This is a genomic window from Cupriavidus sp. BIC8F, assembly GCF_032465815.1.
Lineage (GTDB): Bacteria > Pseudomonadota > Gammaproteobacteria > Burkholderiales > Burkholderiaceae > Cupriavidus > Cupriavidus necator.
Genome location: NZ_CP136095.1, coordinates 676,309 through 693,876, shown reverse-complemented (window position 1 = coordinate 693,876; position 17,568 = coordinate 676,309). Strand labels below are relative to the sequence as shown.

Sequence of the window (17,568 nt, the reverse complement as noted above, 5' to 3'; positions counted from 1 at the left end):
AGACCGTCTCCTGACATGCTTATCCCCTCATCCTGACCAGATTGGTACGCTTGAACTCGATCACTACATCGCCCTGCTGATTGGTGCCATGCGTGTGCCACGTGACGATGCCGTAGCCGGGGCGGTTGCTGGCCGGCCTGCGCGACACCACGACGGAGCTGGCATAGAGCGTCTCGCCGGGGTAGACCGGCCGCAGATAGGCCAGCTCGTCGACCCCGAGAAATGGGCCGCCGCCCTCGGACAGGTCTTCCACCGACAGTCCGAACACGGTGTTGAACACCAGCAGCGGATTGACCGGCACGCCCGCGTGGCCGTTGGCCTGTGCCACCGCCTCGTTGGTGTATTGCGGGTTGTAGTGCAGCGTCAGCACCGAGAACATGGTGTTGTCCGACGCGGTGACGGTACGGCCCCAGTGATGGTCGAAGCGCCGGCCCGGCTCGAAATCCTCGTAGCGGTTGCCGCGGTTGCGCAGCCGGGCCTCTGCTTTCAGGCGGGCGACGACCGGGTCGGCGCAGACCTCGGGCACGCGCTCGATGGCGGGATGGGTGGATGTCATTGCATTGCCTCAAACAAGGGTTCGACGGAAGGAAGCTGGTCCAGCGTGTCGACCACCGACACCAGCTTCGCAAACTTGGCCGCGCCGATGCGCGGCACGACGATGGCCTGCGCCTTGTCGACCAGGCGCCGCCACTGCATGGCAAGGTCCGAGGCCGGCACCGCGACATTGGCCTGCGCGCGCAGCGTGAGGCCGTCGCGCGTCAGGATCTCGACCGTGGCGGCGTTGCGGTCCGGGCCGGGCACCACCTGCAGGGCGATGCGCTGCCGCGCCCTGACATAGCGCGGCGCGAGCGCGGTCTCGGGCGAATACAGGGCGAGCGAGGCAGTGGGCGCACCGTCCATCGCCAGCGCCGCAAGATGCTGGATCGCGAACTTGATCTCCAGGCCGGTCTGCGGGTTGGCGATATCGCACACGCCACGATGCGGACCCGACACGAAGATGGTCATCGACTCGAGCGCATCGAGGTCGATACGGTGCTCACGACAAGCCTCGCGCACGGCCTCAATGGTGGAGTGCGTCAGGTAGCAGGACGCATGGAACTTGAACAGGGTGCGTTCGATCGCCATGCCTGCGCGGCACTCGAACGTGGCCGGGAACGCCGGCGCAGCGGGCGCCTGGGTGCGGCCAAAGCCCTGCTCGCACTCGATGCCGCTGGCGTTGGCAGTGAAGCCGCGCGCTGCCAGGCGGGCCGCCATCACGCCATTCATGGCGGCCTTGCCTGCGTGCAGCGGCTTGGCCATGGTGCCGAACATGCATTTGAGCCCGGCTGCCTGCGTCGCGGCGAGCCCGAGCGCGTGGGCCGTGCCGGCCGGGTCGAGTCCACCCAGCCGCGCACAGGCAGCGGCGGCGCCCAGCGTGCCGGTGGTGCCGGTCGGGTGCAGCCCGAGGCGATACTGCTCGGCGCCAACCACTTCGCCGACCCGGCTTTCGACTTCATGCCCCAGTATCAGCGCGCGCAGCAGGTCCTTGCCGCTGGCGCCGGCGGCCTGGGCCACCGCCAGTGCGGCCGGCGCCACGGGCACGGTCGGATGGCCGTGCATCGCCGAGGCGACGTCGTCGAAGTCAAGGGCGTGGCCCGCAGCGCCATTGATCAGCGCGGCCTGCGCCGGATCGGCGCGCAACGGGCTGCCCACCAGCGCGCACGGCAGATCCCGCGAGCCCGCATATTCGGCGACGAGCATTTCGACCAGCGGCTCGCGGGCGGCGGCGAGGGTAACGGCAATCCAGTCGAGCATGGCGTGCCGTGCCCAGGCGAAAGCCGGCGCGCCGAGCTCGGCATCGTCGACCGTGCTGATCCAGCCGGCCAGCGCCCGCGTGAAGCCGGCGCTGTCCGCTGTCTTGTCGATGGTATGGTCAGGTTCCACTCGGAAGCATCGCCGCGTTGCCGGCGCCGTGTTGTTGTCGATGGACCGAGTATTGGCGAACGCCGACGGGCCCGGCATCACATATGTGATGGATGCCGACCCAGTTCATCGATCACATATGTGATGGAAGCCGATGCGTGCGGGATCGAAACTCTCATCCACGGCCATTCGCGGACACGGTGCCGCGCCATGGCCGCGCTGCCCCTCAACTCTTCACGTTCACGTCGCCACCGGCGACGCTATATCTCATGACCATGAACAAGACCGCGCCCCGCCGCTCCGTGCTGTATGTGCCCGCGACCAATACCCGCGCCATCGAGAAGGCCCGCAACCTGCCCTGCGACGTCATCGTGTTCGACCTGGAAGACGCCGTGGCGCCGGCCATGAAAGGCCACGCCAGGGACAACCTGGCCAGCGCCTTTGCCGCGCAGCCGTTTGCAGCGCATGAGACTGTGATCCGGGTCAATGCCCTGGGAACCGCCGAATTCGATGCCGACCTGCGCGCCGCGACCGCCTGCGGGTCCGATGCGATCCTGCTGCCGAAAGTCGACACCGGTGCAGACCTGGAACGCTTTGCCGAGGCGATCGGCGCCATTGCCAATGGCCCTGCCCCCAAGCTGTGGGCCATGATCGAAACGGCTTGCGCGATCCATCACCTCGACGGCATCCTGCAAGCCGGCCAGCGCCGGCAGGTACAACTCGAGTGCCTGGTCGTTGGCACCAACGATCTCGCCAAGGAAACCGGCGTGTATCCGGGCGACAACCGTGCGTATCTGCTTCCCTGGCTGATGTCGGTGGTACTGGCCGCCAGGCGCTACGGCATGGACGTGCTCGACGGTGTGTGGAATGACTTCGGCGATCGCGCCGGCTTTGACAACGAAGTGCTGCAGTCGTGCAGGATGGGCTTTGACGGCAAGACGCTGATCCACCCGTCGCAGGTCGATCCGGCCAACGCGGCGTTCAAGCCGTCGGATGCCGCCACCGCCGAAGCGCAGGCGATCGTCGCGGCCTTCGCGCGGCCCGAGCATGCCGCGGCGGGCGTGATCAACCTGGATGGGCGCATGGTCGAGCGCCTGCACCTGGCGCAGGCCACGCGCCTGCTGGCGCGGCTCGATGCCATCCGTGCGCGCAGGGAACGGCCCGGCCGCTGATTTCGCGCCGCTGCGGCGGCGCTCAGCAGTCCTGCGCTACCGCCAGCACGGCGGCCAGCAGCTTCTTGCGGCGTGCGTGCAAACGCGCAACTGGGCCGCCGGTGCCGATGCCGAGCCACTGGCCGCGTATCGGCGTTGCCACCAGCGTGGCGATCACACCGGCCCCCGGCGACGCCAGGCTGGCCGACTCGTAGTAGCCCTGCCGGCGCGCCTGCTCCACCGCGCGCATGATCTCGTCAGTGCGTACCGGCGGCTCGCCCGGGGCGACCTCGGCGCTGTAGCGCCGCAGCAGCCGCCCGATCTGTTCGTCCTCCATCCGGCTCATCAGCATGATGCCGATCGCGGTGCGATGCATCGGCCGGATGGTGCCCGACGATACCGACAGGCGCAAGGCATGACTGGATTCGATGACGGACAGGTATTGCAGCATGTTGCCGCTCTGGCGGCCCAGCAACACCGTCTCGCCGGTCTCGCTCGAAAGCCGGCGCAAGGCGTCGTGGACCGAGGCGCCGGTGCCTTGTTTTCTTGTGGTCCACCCGCACAGGAACGCGACGCGGACCGACGGGCAATAGGTTCTAAGCTGGGCGTCGAACTCCATGTAGCCGCGCGCCACCATGGTCCGCAGCAGCATCGAGACACTGGACTGCGGGATGCCGAGGCGCTCTGCGATCTCGCCGACGCGCAGCGGCCGGCGCACCCGCTCGAACAATTCCAGCAGATCGAACACCCGATTTGCCGACTTGACCATTCCGCTGTCCATAGCAGTCCCTCCTTGCCTCGCGCCTCTCTGGCGCTTGCCAATGCTTCGGACCGGCCGGCATCGCCCGGGTGCTCGACTTTCAGCCCACCCTCAGCATCGCCATAGCGATAGTCCTTTCAACCAAAGCGCACCTGCGGCGCGAGGACACCGTGCCGGCCGCCGTCAGGCGGTCGGCACATTCATGGGCCGAGCACTGCCGGATCGCCACACCTGCCCACCATAGCGGGCTCGGCAATGCGCGCAACGATATTGTGCATCGAGAAGCTGCACATTCAAACAAGACGATGCTTCGTGCCCGCACCGTAGACAGGCGGACCGCATCGGGGTAGCGATGAGCAGGACATCGAGTCGTGCATCTCTAGCCCATGCAAGAGATCGGCGAACGGGTTCCGGGCGTCTTCGCCAAGCCATGCAGCCAACAGCACTCCGCGCCATGCTCATTGTCGTTGCCTACCGAACCGGTCCATTCTATAATACTTAGGCTCCTAATTATATGACCGGAGGCATGATGGCAGCGTACAATCCAATGTACTGGCATGACGGGCTACTGATCGGTCACTCCGCTATTGACGACGAACATCGACGGTTTGCGGCACTCATCCAGTCGTTGCGTGAAGCGCCTGTTGACGGCTTGGCGGAAGTGCTGGAGGACCTGCTACAACTGGCACGAACGCATTTCCTGCATGAGGACAGCCTTATGGAGGCAACGGCCTTTCCGCCGCGCAAGTGCCACATCGGCGAACATGCAGCCGTGCTGGCCTCGATATCCGGCGTGCAGGCAAGGCTCGTACGCGGTGAGGTGGCGGTCGCACGCCGACTGGCAGAAGAACTGGAGCGCTGGTTCCCCGCACATGTCCAGCATCTGGATTCGGCGCTTGCGCACTGGATCTGCAAGCAGCACGCCGGCGCCAAGCCGGTCGTCCTGCGCAGGAACCTGGAAGCCCGTCCCGCCGCGGAGCCTGCGTAAAGCACAGACAAGCCGTGGCAGAATACGCCTTTGCCCTTGCTTCCCGCCCTATGTCGAAAGCCTCTGCACTCAGAGAACAGGAAATCGCCCAGCGCGTCCTGCGCCGCTGGCACGACGACGTGCCCAATGATCGCCTTGCGCACCTTGTGAAAGACGCGACGCGGGTCTTCCTGCGCGCGCTGCAGCACCGGCTCTCCCAGCATGACGTGCAGCTTGGCCACTGGACCTTCCTGCGCATTCTCTGGGAACGCGACGGCATCACCAAGCGTGAGCTCAGCATCGAAGCGGGCGTGATGGAGCCGACCACATTCGCGGCCTTGCAAGCCATGGAGGCGCTCGGCTATGTCACGCTGGAGCGCCGGCCGACCAATCGCAAGAACATCTATGTGTTCCTCACGCCATTGGGCAAGCGGCTGCGCAAGACGCTGGTACCGTTGGCCGAAGAGGTCAATGCGGTGGCGGTCCAGCATCTCGCCGCGGAAGAAGTCGCCAACACGCGCCGCGCCCTGCTGGTGATGATCGACAACCTGACCCGCGACCAGGAAGGTATCGAGCAAGCGTAAGCGACTGCGCGACTGCATGGGGAGGACTGCGGCTGGCAGTCCTGTTTCCCCAACACATCTCCAGCCGCCCCCCTCCTCCCTCCCCCTCTCAATCTTCCAGGCTGCGACCTGCTTCGCAGCCGGCACTTGTTTGCCTTCCGCCGAGCATCTGGCAAGCCGATGCCTTGCTTCCCGTCCGGCCGCGCATTGCGCACGTGACCGTGACGGCGCACGTCCTCTTTTTGTTAGTCCCCTAAGTATTTTCCCTTGGTTTCCCAATCCCGCCTTGCTATCGATGTTTTCTCTGATTATTCTTAGGCCACTAAGTATTTTTCAAGCAAAGCCAGAACGCCAGACCGGCCAGCGCCGGAGACGCGCTGGCCAGGAGCCCCTAAATGATGACGAAGGAAGAAAACGATCTGTTGTGCCGTGTGGAAGGCGATGCGCCGATGGGGCAGCTGATGCGCCGGCATTGGACGCCGGTCTGCCTGCTCGAGGAGGTGACGGAGCCCGATGGCGCGCCGGTAAAGGCGCGCGTCTTCGGCGAAGACCTGGTCGTGTTCCGCGACAGCGACGGCCGCGTCGGGGTGATGGACGAGTACTGCCCGCACCGCAGGGCATCGCTGGTCTTCGGCCGCAACGAGGAAGGCGGCCTGCGCTGCCTCTATCACGGCTGGAAGATGGATGTGGAGGGCAACGTGCTGGAGATGGTCTCCGAGCCCGCATCCAGCGGCATGGCAGAGAAAGTCAAGCACAAGGCCTATCCGGTCAAGGAATGGGGCGGCATGGTCTGGGCATACATGGGACCGGCGGACCTGGTGCCGGAATTCGTGCCGCCACGCTGGGCGCCGACCGAGGACACCCGCGTCAGCATCGCCAAGGTGCTGCTGCCTTGCAACTGGGCACAGGTGCTGGAGGGTGCGATCGATTCCGCGCACAGCTCGAGCCTGCACAGCTCGGACATGTTGCCGGCGCGCGTGGACGGCGCCAAGACAACCGGCAACCTGTGGCTGCGCCCTTCGACCGACAAGGCGCCGCGGCTGCAGGTGCAGCGCGGCGGCTACGGCTTTCGCTACGCCGCCATCCGCAGGCCGATCCAGCAGGCGCAGACGCATGACTATGTGCGCTCCACGGTCTTCGTCGCGCCGGCGACCGCGCTGATCCCGCCGAACAACCTCTACAACGTCGCCAACATCAACGTGCCGATGGACGACACCAGCACGGCGTTTTACTTCATCGCCTGGGGCCATCCGGCGCAGACGCCGGAGACGGAGACGTGGCGCAAGTTCCTGCGCCAGACCGTCGGCGTGGACCTGGACGCGTACTACCGCCCGCTGCGCAACATCGACAACCGCTTCTGGCAGGACCGCCAGGCGATGAAGGCGGGCAACTTCACCGGGATTGCCGGCTTCCCGAACCAGGACGTCGCGATGTGGCTGACGATGGGCCCGATCGCCGACCGCAGCCATGACCGGCTGGGCGCGAGCGACCTCGCCATCGTTGAGTTCCGCAAGCAGATGCTGGATGCCGTCAGGACGTTCCAGCAGGGCGGCGAAGCGATCGGCACGGGTGCCAGTGCGATTCCCGCCGACGTCTGCGCGTTCCAGGCGGTGGTGCCGAAGTCCGATGACTGGCGTACATTCAACGTGCATTACGTCTGGGCCGGCGGGCAGGACCTGCCCGAGCTGGAGCCGTCGTACTCCGTCACGGCGTGAGGAGCACATCCCCCACATCCTCTGCTGACCGCCACCCGCATTCCCCCGAGCCCCCACTCCGTCACCGATGACCAAATTCCGCCTCTCCGTCGCCATGGGCGACTATGACCGTACCCGTGCGCTGCTCGATGGCCGCGTCCAGATCGACGGCGTCGATCCCGTCTACATGACGCTTAACCCCGAGGAAATGTTCTTCCGCGCCATGCGCAGCCAGGACTTCGATATCACCGAGCTGTCGTTCTCGAGCTATCTGGTCAAGCATGCGCGCGGCGACTGTCCGTACATCGCGGTGCCCGTCTTTCTCTCGCGGGCGTTCCGCCACACCTCCATCTACGTGCGCAAGGATCGCATCGGACGTCCCCAGGACCTGAAGGGCTGCCGCATCGGCATTCCGGAGTACCAGCTCACCGCGATCGTGTGGGCGCGTGCGGTCCTGCAGGACGACTTTGGCATCCACCCGTCCGATGTGACCTGGGTACGCGGCGGCATCGATACGCCGGGGCGTCCTGAGAAGGTGAAGCTGCAGCTTCCCGCCGATGTCCGCGTGGAGGCAGCGCCCGAAGGCCGCACGATCTCCGAGCTGCTGGACAGCGGCGAGATCGACGGCTTCATCGCGCCGCGGCCCCCGGGTGCGGCGGCGCTGCGCAACGAGAACGTGGGCTGGCTCTTCGACGATCCGACCGCCGAGGCGAAAGACTACTTCCGGCGCACCGGCGTGTTTCCCATCATGCATGTGGTGGGCATCCGCAAGACCCTCGCCGAGGCGCAGCCGTGGTTGCCGGGCGCCGTCTTCAAGGCGTTCAGCCAGTCCAAGGCCCACGCGCTGGCGCAGCTGTCCGATACGTCCGCGACCAAGGTGACGATGCCGTTCGTGGAAGAGATGCTGAAGGTCGCCCGCGAGACGCTGGGCGAGGACTACTGGTCGTACGGCGTGCAGGCAAACCTGCGCACGCTGGAGACGTTCTCCCGCCATCACCATGGCCAGGGCCTGTCCGAGCGGCTGGTGCCGGTGGAGGAGATGTTCCACCCCTCCACCTACGAGTCCTACAGCATCTGACGAACGCGCGGGCGAGGCCATGCCGCGCCCGCGCACCTCCAGGAGCAAAGATGTTCGAGTACAACGAAACCCTTGAGCAGGCGCTGCGACGCAACGTCGACGACGCGCTGCGCGAGGATATCGGGCGCGCCGACTGGACGGCGCAGCTCGTACCGGCGGCCAAGCGCGTGCAGGCGCGCGTGGTGGCGAAGGAAAGCGCTGTGATCGCGGGCCAGCCGTGGTTCGACGCCTGCGTGGCGCGGCTCGATCCGGACGCGTCGATTGCGTGGCGGATTGCAGAGGGCGAGGCCGTGCTCGCCGGCTCCGAGGTCTGCCGCATCACCGGTGACGCGCGGGCGCTGCTGTCCGCGGAGCGCCCGGCGCTGAATTTCCTGCAGACGCTGTCCGGCGTCGCCACCGTGACGCGCCGCTACCTCGAGCGGATCGCCGGGGTGTCGCCCAATCCGAACGGCTGCGCGATGCTCGACACCCGCAAGACGCTGCCTGGCCTGCGCCTCGCGCAGAAGTACGCCGTCCGCGTGGGCGGCGGCACCAACCATCGCCTGGGGCTGTGGGACGGCATCCTGATCAAGGAGAACCATATCGCCGCGGCCGGCGGCGTGCGCGCGGCGCTCGAACGCGCAGCGCACCTCGGCGCCGAGGTGCCGGTGCAGATCGAAGTGGAAGATCTGGAGGAGCTGGCGGCGGCACTGGCCGCCGGGGCCACCAGCATCCTGCTGGACGACTTCAGCCTCGACGACATGCGTCGCGCCTGCGCGCTGAACGCCGGGCGGGCGCTGCTGGAGGTCTCCGGTGGCGTCGATCTCGAATCGCTGCAGGCCATCGCCGCCACCGGCGTCGACCGGATTTCCAGCGGCAAGCTGACCAAGGACGTGCGCGCGATCGACCTGTCGATGCGCATCGTCGACTGACAGGAATGCGCATCATGACTACCACACCGCTCCATCCCGAGCCCCACGCAGACACGCCGATGCCGCTGCGCATCGCGCGCATCCAAGACGCCGCGCAAGGCATCCGCAGCTTCGAGTTCGTGCAGGCGGACGGCACCGAGCTGCCTCCGTTCACGCCGGGCTCTCACATCAAGGTGCAGGTGCCCAACGGCATGCTGCGCAAGTACTCGCTGTGCAACGACCCCGCCGAGCGGCACCGCTACGTGATCACCGTGAAGCGCGACGAACAGGGACAGGGTGGCTCGAAGAGCCTGTGCGACGATGCCAGCGAGGGCGACCTGATCCCGGTCGGCTTGCCCGACAATGCCTTCCCGCTGCTGGAGGACGCCAAGGCATTCGTCTTCATCGCCGGCGGCATCGGCATTACGCCGATTCTCTCGATGATCCGCAGCTTTGGCGAGCTTTCCACCGCAAAGTGGCGGCTCTATTACTTCACGCGCTCGCCCGAGAGCACCGCCTTCCTGGACGAGTTGCAGGCGCCCGAACTCAAGGGAAAGGTGAAGATCCACCACGATTTCGGCGATCCTGGCAAGGCCTTCGATCTGTGGCCGGTGCTCGAGCGTCCGTGCGACACCCACATCTACTGCTGCGGTCCGCGCGGCCTGATGGAGGCGGTGCGCGACATGTCGGGGCACTGGCCCGCCACCCGGATCCACTTCGAAAGCTTCAACGAGGGCGGCGGCCTGCGTGCCGACGACAAGCCGTTCGACGTGGTGCTCAGCCGCAGCGGGCAACGCTACGAAGTGCCGGTCGGCGCGAGCATCCTGAACGTGCTGCGCCAGCATGGCTGCAATGTGCCATCGTCCTGCGAGAGCGGCACCTGCGGCACATGCCGTACCGGGCTGGTCTCGGGCGAGGCGGACCATCGCGACATGGTGCTGATGCCGGAGGAGTTGCACCACCAGGTGATGATCTGCGTCTCGCGGGCAAAGTGCGCCGAGCTGGTGATCGACCTATGAGCGCCAACGCAACCCGGCAAGTGCGCCTGGGCGTGGTCGGGCTCGGCCGGGCCTTCTCGCTGATGTTGCCTACGTTCCTCGCGGATCGGCGCGTGCGCCTCGCCGCCGCCTGCGATCCCCGCGAGGCGGCACGCCAGCAGTTCGCGCGCGATTTCAATGCGCCCGTCTATGAGGACCTGGCGGCCATGGCGGCGTCGCCAGACCTTGACGTCATCTACATCGCGAGCCCTCATCAGTACCATGCCGCGCATGCGTGCCTGGCGGCGGAAAGCGGCAAGCACCTGCTCGTGGAGAAGCCGATGGCGATCTCGCTCGCGGAGTGCGACCGGATCATCGCGGCTTGCGAGCGCGGCGGCGTACGGATAATCGTGGGGCATTGCCACAGCTTCGATTCGCCATACCTGCACGCGCGGCAACTGATCGCGTCAGGGCGCTTCGGCGCGGTGCGCATGATTCACGCGCTGAACTACACCGACTTCCTGTATCGCCCGCGGCGCCCCGAGGAATTGCAGACGGAGGCCGGCGGCGGCGTGGTGTTCAGTCAGGCCGCGCACCAGGTCGACGTGGTGCGATTGCTGGCAGGCGCGCCCGCCACGCGTGTGCGGGCGACACTGGGCAGATGGGACCCGGCCCGGCCGACCGAGGGCGCCTATAGCGCCATGCTCTGGTTCGAGGACGGTGCCTACGCGTCGCTGACCTACAGCGGCTATGGCCGTTTCGACACGGACCCGTGGAACGGCGGCTTCAGCGAAATGGGATTCGCCACGCGCGAGGAGGACTACGGCCGCGCACGGCGCAAGCTGGCGGCGATCGGCTCGGCGCAGGCGGAGGCGCGCCTGAAGACGGATGGCACCTACGGCGGCCCGTCGTGGCAGGCCCCGGCCGGCACGGACCGCGCGCTCGCCAACCAGCACTTCGGGCCGGTCATCGTGAGCTGCGAGCATGCCGATATCCGGCCGATGCCGGACGGCATCTGGGTCTACGCCGACAAGCAGCGCGAGCACATCCCCCTGCCGGCACCGGCGGTGCCCCGCTTCGAGGTCATCGACGAACTGGTCGATGCCGTCATCCATGGCCGCGACCCGCTCCATGACGGCGCGTGGGCGCGGTCCACGCTCGAGGTCTGCCTGGCGATGCTGACCTCGGCGCGCGAGGATCGGGACGTAACGCTCACGCGCCAGGCGAGGGCTTCGCCACATCCGGTCGACGTATCACCGGTCGCCTGAACCAATGGCTCGTCCAAGACCACCATCCGGATAACCCCCGCGCAGCGAGCCCACGAATGCCCGTCGTCAGAACGGCATCGCCAAGGGCCGCCGCATGCACTACGATCGTAAAGTGGAGACAACACATGACTCAACTTTAGACATTCAGGCCCGCTCAACGAGCGGGTTGGAAACGGATTCAAGAAATCGAAAAATGCTTGACATGGGGCAATGATCGTGTGGCCGCCGCGCTGCTTGCGCGGGTTTTAGCGCAAGCAGCGCGGCGGCCAATGAGGATCGTTTTCGGTCCTCTTGCGATTGCCCATGTCTTTGTCCAACCGTGTACGACTGTGTCTGTCCGAATGGATCAACCTCCTGCTTCTGGCCGTGCCGATTCGCTCTCGCGCGAGCTTTATCGAACTGCTGTGCGGCTGTATGGTTTCGCCAGAAGGCTGGGTGACGCGCGCTATCAGCGCCATCGCGCGACGCAGGCACTGGACGACCTACTACAAGCTTCTCGAGCGCGGCAGCTTGCGCACCGTGCGTTTGGCCCGCCGATTGTTCTTGCTGGTGCTCACAGTGCTGCCATGCGATGTGCTGACATTGGTCATCGACGATACGCTGGTGCCGCGCTCCTCGGAGCAGGCGCCCGGTTGCGCGTATCGCCACGACCACAGCCGAAAGATCAATCGGCCGCAATTCATGCGGGCCCAGTGCTGGGTCACACTGGGCGTGAGCGCGCTGGGCAACGGAGGGGGAAATCTGGTGCTGCCAATTCTCTCGCGGCTGGTGCCAAACGCCGGCAACCGCAACAAGCTGAAGATTGCGCTGGTGCTGGTCCGCTCTCTGGCAGGGGTGGCCAACAAGCCGGTGCGCGTACTGTTCGATTCGTGGTTCATGCGCGCCCGCCTGGTATTGCCTTTGCTGCGCAGACAAATGCATGTGATTGGACAGGCGCGCATCGACACCGCACTGTTTCTCGTCCCGCCACCGCCAACTACACCCAGACGTGGTCGCAAGCGCATCTATGGCGAGCGCCTGAATGCCGAGGCCATCGAAGCACTGCCCGCGATCGAACTGCGCATGCCGCTCTATGGCAAAGACCAGCAGGTTCGCCTGCGCTCTGCCGAGGCCCGCGCTCGCTTCCTCAAGGGCGCGTTGGTGCGTGCCGTCTGGTGCCAGTTCTTCGATGCGAAGAAACAGGTCTGGACCAAGCCCCGTCTGCTGCTCGCGACCGAAACGGACTTGAGCGCCGAGGAGGTCGTGCAGTTGTACGCGCGCCGCTGGGGCATAGAACCGCTGTTCCACAATCTCAAGCGCTGGTTCGGCGTGAGCAATCTCTGGCAGCAAACGCGCACCGTGCTGGAGTTGTGGATGCAAATTCGCTCGATGGCCTGGACTTTGAACCAACTGCTGAGTCTGGTGCTTGCCGAGACCTTCCCGATGGACTCGGTCGCACCATGGCGCGTGAATCAGCCCGTCACAGCCGGCCTGGTCATGCAGTGGCTGCGCATGGAATTTACTGGACTTGCGTTTCGCGATGGCCTGAACCGCAAGTCCCAGAAATTCCAGTGGCCGACGCCACGCAACGACACGCGACCGACCTCGTAGGACTGCCCGCGCGCGCTTCTGACGGCGTCTCATTGCTGTTTCCATTGCCAAATCGCGTCGTTAACGACCACCATCGCAGCCGGCGAGGCGGCCGTTCGCATGTCTAATGTTGAGAACACATGAACCGCCCCCAAATCCGGCTTGCACGACGCAGGTTTTGCCTCAGCCTGGGCCTCGGCCTCACCGTGGCATTCGTTCCCGCATTGGCCATGGCCGGCACCGATGCCTGGCCCACCAAGCCCATCCGCTTTATCGTTCCCTACGCGCCCGGAGGCTTGCCTGACACCGTTGCGCGCGTTTTGTCCCAGCAACTCACCCAACGCCTGGGCAAGCCGGTCGTCGTTGACAACCGGCCCGGCGCCAATGGCGTGGTCGCCGCCCAGGCGCTCATGACGAGCCCTGCCGACGGCCACACGTTCCTGGTGACCGACGGCTCGATGATGTCCATCAATCCGGCGATTTACAAGAACCTGTCGTATGAACCCAAGCGCGATTTCGTACCCGTCTCGCTTGCCGCCAGGTCTCCGCTCTTCCTCGCCGTCAATGCACGCGTTCCAGCCAACTCACTCAACGATTTTGTCGCGCTGGCGAAATCCAGATCGGGCGCGCTGAACTATGGATCTTCCGGCATCGGCAGCACCCATCACCTGTCGATGGAAGCACTGAAAACCGCCCTCACGCTGGATATCAAGCACGTACCGTTTCGTGGCTCCGGCCAGTCCGTTCCGGCTTTGATCGGGGACCAGGTCCAGGTGGTGTTTGCTGCCTTGCCGTCGCTGTCGGGCTTCGTCAAGTCGGGCCAGGTCAAGATTCTCGGCACCAACTCCCTGCAGCGCTCCGCTCTTGCGCCGAAGATTCCGGCGATCTCCGAGGTGGTGCCAGGATACGACTTCGCTGTGACGGTCGGCTTGCTTGCCGCAAAGGGAACCTCGGATGCCGTGGTCAAGAAAATGGCCGACGCGGTTTCCGAGGCAGTCAAGATGCCCGAGGTGATCTCGCAGTTCCACGTTGCCGGTATCGAACCCGTGGGAGGATCCAGCGCGGACTACGCGAAGGTCATTGCCGACGAGGCGGCTCGCTATGCGCAGACCATCAAGGTTGCGCATGTCGTGGCCGAGTAAGTAGCACAGTCCATCCGCCGCTATTCCTGAGCCTGATGACCAGGCTCAGGATTCACGCCTGCCGAGCGCTCTCGTCAACACACCAGCCTCTGCAATCAGAAGCTCGCCGAACTGGTTGACACGCTCCTATCAAGACACTCGGCGCTAGCTAGCCGACGGGTCGGCCAGCGCCGTCAACGGGCCCTGCATCCGGTAGAACGTCTTGCCCGCGGCGGTGAAGAATGCCATGGAGCGGCCGCGCAAGAAGTCGTCGACATGCACCACGGTCGCGCCGTCAGCTTCCTGCCACGAGATCGCATACACGCCCTCCGAGATTTCCTGCCACTCGCAACGGGCCTCGCCAGTCGCTCCGGCGTAGGGGCCGGCGACGATGGCGTAGCGGATCGACTCGCCATCCTCGGAGTAGATGTTGTGCGCCGACAGGCCGTCGTAGTCGACGCGGAAGCTGCGCCCGGCGAAGAGCGGCTTCCGGGGAGTGGTATTTGTGTTCATCGGATGGCTACCGGATTGATGTTGACCTGTGTGGAACCCACGTACAGCGGCTGGCCGGGTACGAACAGGAATTCCCACGCCTTGTCGCGCACCAGGGCGCGGCTGTCGTTCAGTTCGAGGTTGTAGATGCCGCGCCTGGCCAGGATGACTCAGGCCGCCTTGGCGGCCAGTGCGGGATAGTCGGTCAGCCCGCGTGCGCCACCACCAAACAGCGTGTCGCGGTCGTGGGGGTTGAGCGTCGCGCCAGCGCGCAGGCGCTCCGGCAGGTCGGGGTTGGCCACGAACGGCCGGCCGAAGGCAATCAGATCGGCCCACCCCTCGTTCAACGCGGCTTGCGCACGTTCCGCGGTGTACTTGCCGGCGTAGATCAGCGTGCCCCGATACACCTCGCGCAGCCGCTGCCTGAATGCGGCGGGCATATGCGGCGCATCGTCCCAGTCGGCCTCAGCGATATGGATGTAGCCCACGCCTAGCTCGCCGAGCAGCTTTGCCGCGGCCGTATAGGTGGTTTCCGGATCGGCGTCGACGCAGCCATTGAGCGTGGTCAGCGGCGCCAGGCGGATACCGACCCGGTCCTTGCTGCCCGTGCCCTCGGTCAGCGCCTGCGTCACCTCGCCCAGGAAACGCAGGCGGTTTTCGAGCGGGCCGCCATATTCGTCGGTACGGTTGTTGGCTTCCGAGTCGATGAACTGGTTGACCAGATATCCGTTGGCCGCGTGCAGTTCCACACCGTCGAAGCCGGCCGCCATCGCGTTGCGCGCGGCCTGGCGGAATTCGTCGACGATGGCGTGGATCTCTTCCACCTTGAGCGCGCGCGGCTGGGATGCCTGCACGAAGCCCGGCTTGCCATCCTGTTCGGCAACGAACACGTTCACACCGTGCGCCTGGATGGCGGACGACGACACCGGCGCGTGGCCATCGAGCAGGCTGATATGGCTCAGGCGGCCCACGTGCCAGAGCTGCGCGAAGATGCGCCCGCCCGCTTCATGCACGGCAGTGGTGACCTTGCGCCAACCGGCGACCTGCGCCGGCGTGTGGATGCCGGGCGTCCACGCATAGCCCTTGCCGAGCGGCGAAATCCAGGTGCCCTCGCTGACGATCAGGCCGGCGCTGGCGCGTTGCGCGTAGTACTCGGCCATCAATTCGTTCGGCACGTCGTCGGGCTGGCTTGCGCGCGAGCGCGTCATCGGCGGCATCACGATGCGGTTGGGCAGCGTGAGGGCACCCAGCGAATGCGGCCGGAACAGCGGATTGCGTGTATCGGACATCATGGCCTCCTCAGTCCCAGGCCGGGGCCAGGCCCTCGGGGCTGACCTCGCGGCCGTTGCGCTCCAGCGCGGCGATCTGCGCCATGTCGCCGGCGTCGAGCTCCAGGTTGCGCGCCAGCAGGTTGCTGGCCAGGTTCTCGCGCCTGGTCGACGACGGAATCACCGCATAGCCGAGTTGCAGCGCCCATGCCAGCGCAACCTGCGCGACGGTGGCGTGGTGCTTGTTCGCGATCTGCGCCAGCACCGGGTCCTTCAGCACCTTGCCGTAGGCCAGCGTCATGTACGACGTCACGGTGATGCCCTGCTCCTTCAGGAACGCGGTGAGCTTGTGGTTCTGCAGATAGGGGCTCAGTTCGATCTGGTTGGTGGCGATTTCGCCCTTGCCAACCGCATCGATCGCCTGCTTCGTCAGCGCGATATTGAAGTTGGAAACCCCGATCTGCCGCGTCAGGCCCAGCGCCTTGGCTTGGGCCAGCGCCGCCATGTACTCGGGCAGCTCCACGCCATTGCCCGGCGCCGGCCAGTGGATCAGGGTCAGGTCGACGTAGTCGGTGCGCAGCTTGTCCAGGCTTTCGCGCAGGCTTGGCACAAGCTTGTCGGCGGCGTAGTTCGCCGTCCAGATCTTGGTGGTCACAAACAGTTCATCGCGCTTCACACCGGCCTCGGCGATAGCCTGGCCGACGTCGGCCTCGTTGCCATAGATCTGTGCCGTATCGACGGCGCGATAGCCCAGGTCCAGCGCGTTGCGCACCGAATCGATCGCGGCCTGGCCGGTCAGGCGGAAAGTACCAACGCCAAACGAAGGAACGCTCATGGTGCAACTCCTATGAAGGAAACTCGAATGCACGCAGTTTGCCGCCCTTACCTTTGCGGATAAAGCCGTGTATAAGGGAAATTCATTTGATTTGAAATCAACAATGAAGACAACCATCGACGAACTGCTGGCCTTTGCTGCCGTGGTGGACACCGGCTCGATCACGGCGGCCGCCGAGCGGCTCAGGCTGACGGTCTCCGCCACCAGCCGCACCCTGGGCCGGCTGGAGGAAAAGCTGCAGACCACGCTGCTGCGGCGAACCACGCGGCGGCTGGAGTTGACCGAGGAAGGGGCGGCATTCCTGGAACACGCCCGCGCAATCCTGGCGATGGTTGACGAGGCGGAAGAGCAGATCGCGGCGCGTCGCATGCGGCCGGTTGGGCGCTTGCGGGTGGATGCGGCAACGCCGTTCATGCTGCATGTGATCGTGCCGCTACTGGAGGGCTTTCGCGCCAGCTACCCGGAAGTGGAACTGGAACTCAACTCGAACGAAGGCATCATCGACCTGATCGAAAAGCGGACCGATGTGGCGTTCCGCATCGGCCAGCTGAAGGACTCCACGCTGCACGCGCGCGCCATCGGCACCAGCCGAATCCGCATCCTTGCCAGTCCCGACTACCTGAAGCGCCACGGCACGCCCACCAAACCGGCGCAGCTCGCGCAGCATGCGCTGCTGGGCTTCACCCAGCCGGAATCACTGAACGACTGGCCGCTGCGCGACGACAACGGCAGCGTGCTGCATATCAAGCCAACGATCGCCTCGTCCAGCGGCGAGACCCTCAGGAGCCTGGCCCTGAACGGCCAGGGCATTGTCTGCCTGTCTGACTTCATGACGCGCGACGACCGGCAGGACGGGCGACTGGTGCAGCTGTTTGCGAAACAGACCCTTGATGTGCGCCAGTCGATCAACGCGGTCTACTATCGCAACACCGCGTTGGCGTCCCGCATCACCTGCTTCGTCGAATATGTGGTCAAGGTGCTCGGCCAGAAGCCGTTCGAGAGCTAGTGGCACCCGTCCGTATCAGATGCGATC

17 protein-coding genes and 1 pseudogene are annotated in these 17,568 nt (G+C 65.6%); 11 read left to right on the top strand and 7 right to left on the bottom strand.

Going from position 1 to position 17,568, the window contains the following annotated elements:
- Positions 1-19: 19 nt before the first annotated feature.
- The gene (locus RS901_RS23395) at positions 20-556 is read right to left on the bottom strand and encodes a MaoC family dehydratase (RefSeq protein ID WP_316156406.1); all 537 of its coding nucleotides are present in this window, start codon (positions 554-556) and stop codon (positions 20-22) included.
- Positions 553-1,923, bottom strand: coding sequence for an MmgE/PrpD family protein (locus RS901_RS23390; RefSeq protein ID WP_316156404.1), 1,371 nt, complete (start codon positions 1,921-1,923; stop codon positions 553-555). The genes RS901_RS23395 and RS901_RS23390 overlap by 4 nt, the downstream gene beginning before the upstream one ends.
- 248 nt (positions 1,924-2,171) lie before the next feature.
- On the opposite strand from RS901_RS23390, the gene RS901_RS23385 reads away from it, so the two are divergent.
- The gene (locus RS901_RS23385; RefSeq protein WP_316156401.1) at positions 2,172-3,074 is read left to right on the top strand and encodes a CoA ester lyase; all 903 of its coding nucleotides are present in this window, start codon (positions 2,172-2,174) and stop codon (positions 3,072-3,074) included.
- 22 nt (positions 3,075-3,096) lie between these two features.
- Here RS901_RS23385 and RS901_RS23380 read toward each other — a convergent pair whose 3' ends face one another.
- Positions 3,097-3,834, bottom strand: a complete 738-nt coding sequence (locus RS901_RS23380; RefSeq protein WP_316156399.1) for an IclR family transcriptional regulator — start codon at positions 3,832-3,834, stop codon at positions 3,097-3,099.
- Positions 3,835-4,339: 505 nt separating this feature from the next.
- Between RS901_RS23380 and RS901_RS23375 the strand changes: the two genes are divergently transcribed.
- From RS901_RS23375 to RS901_RS23335, 9 genes are all read left to right on the top strand, one after another.
- On the top strand, positions 4,340-4,801 hold the full coding sequence (locus RS901_RS23375) for a hemerythrin family protein (RefSeq protein ID WP_316156396.1): 462 nt from the start codon (positions 4,340-4,342) through the stop codon (positions 4,799-4,801).
- A 50-nt stretch (positions 4,802-4,851) separates the two neighbouring features.
- Entirely contained in the window at positions 4,852-5,364 is a 513-nt protein-coding gene (locus tag RS901_RS23370; RefSeq protein ID WP_316156394.1) for a MarR family winged helix-turn-helix transcriptional regulator, read from the top strand.
- Positions 5,365-5,738: 374 nt separating this feature from the next.
- On the top strand, positions 5,739-7,058 hold the full coding sequence (locus RS901_RS23365) for a Rieske 2Fe-2S domain-containing protein (protein WP_316156392.1): 1,320 nt from the start codon (positions 5,739-5,741) through the stop codon (positions 7,056-7,058).
- Positions 7,059-7,125: 67 nt separating this feature from the next.
- Positions 7,126-8,115, top strand: a complete 990-nt coding sequence (locus tag RS901_RS23360; protein ID WP_316156390.1) for an ABC transporter substrate-binding protein — start codon at positions 7,126-7,128, stop codon at positions 8,113-8,115.
- 50 nt (positions 8,116-8,165) lie between these two features.
- Entirely contained in the window at positions 8,166-9,026 is an 861-nt protein-coding gene (nadC, locus tag RS901_RS23355; protein ID WP_316156388.1) for a carboxylating nicotinate-nucleotide diphosphorylase, read from the top strand.
- Positions 9,027-9,040: 14 nt separating this feature from the next.
- A complete protein-coding gene (locus tag RS901_RS23350; protein ID WP_316156386.1) occupies positions 9,041-10,024 on the top strand; it encodes a PDR/VanB family oxidoreductase in 984 nt (327 codons plus the stop codon).
- Positions 10,021-11,250 carry a Gfo/Idh/MocA family oxidoreductase gene (locus RS901_RS23345; protein WP_316156385.1) on the top strand — a complete coding sequence of 410 codons (1,230 nt, stop codon included), beginning with the start codon at positions 10,021-10,023 and terminating at the stop codon, positions 11,248-11,250. The genes RS901_RS23350 and RS901_RS23345 overlap by 4 nt, the downstream gene beginning before the upstream one ends.
- A 303-nt stretch (positions 11,251-11,553) precedes the next feature.
- Entirely contained in the window at positions 11,554-12,840 is a 1,287-nt protein-coding gene (locus RS901_RS23340; protein WP_316150576.1) for an IS701 family transposase, read from the top strand.
- Between the two features lie 119 nt (positions 12,841-12,959).
- Positions 12,960-13,961: a tripartite tricarboxylate transporter substrate binding protein gene (locus RS901_RS23335; protein WP_316156383.1), complete on the top strand. Its 1,002-nt coding sequence runs from the start codon at positions 12,960-12,962 to the stop codon at positions 13,959-13,961.
- A gap of 144 nt (positions 13,962-14,105) precedes the next feature.
- On the opposite strand, the gene RS901_RS23330 is transcribed toward RS901_RS23335, so the two are convergent.
- From RS901_RS23330 to dkgB, 4 genes and pseudogenes are all read right to left on the bottom strand, one after another.
- Positions 14,106-14,453, bottom strand: a complete 348-nt coding sequence (locus RS901_RS23330; protein ID WP_316156381.1) for a MoaF-related domain-containing protein — start codon at positions 14,451-14,453, stop codon at positions 14,106-14,108.
- Positions 14,450-14,599: pseudogene (locus tag RS901_RS23325) on the bottom strand (cyclase family protein); the annotation flags it as partial. The gene RS901_RS23330 and the pseudogene RS901_RS23325, both read right to left, overlap by 4 nt.
- 3 nt (positions 14,600-14,602) lie before the next feature.
- Complete coding sequence (locus RS901_RS23320; protein WP_316156379.1) at positions 14,603-15,724, bottom strand: alkene reductase; 1,122 nt, start codon at positions 15,722-15,724, stop codon at positions 14,603-14,605.
- Between the two features lie 7 nt (positions 15,725-15,731).
- Entirely contained in the window at positions 15,732-16,535 is an 804-nt protein-coding gene (gene dkgB, locus RS901_RS23315; RefSeq protein ID WP_316156377.1) for a 2,5-didehydrogluconate reductase DkgB, read from the bottom strand.
- A gap of 103 nt (positions 16,536-16,638) precedes the next feature.
- On the opposite strand from dkgB, the gene RS901_RS23310 reads away from it, so the two are divergent.
- A complete protein-coding gene (locus RS901_RS23310; RefSeq protein ID WP_316156375.1) occupies positions 16,639-17,541 on the top strand; it encodes a LysR substrate-binding domain-containing protein in 903 nt (300 codons plus the stop codon).
- Positions 17,542-17,568 lie beyond the last annotated feature (27 nt).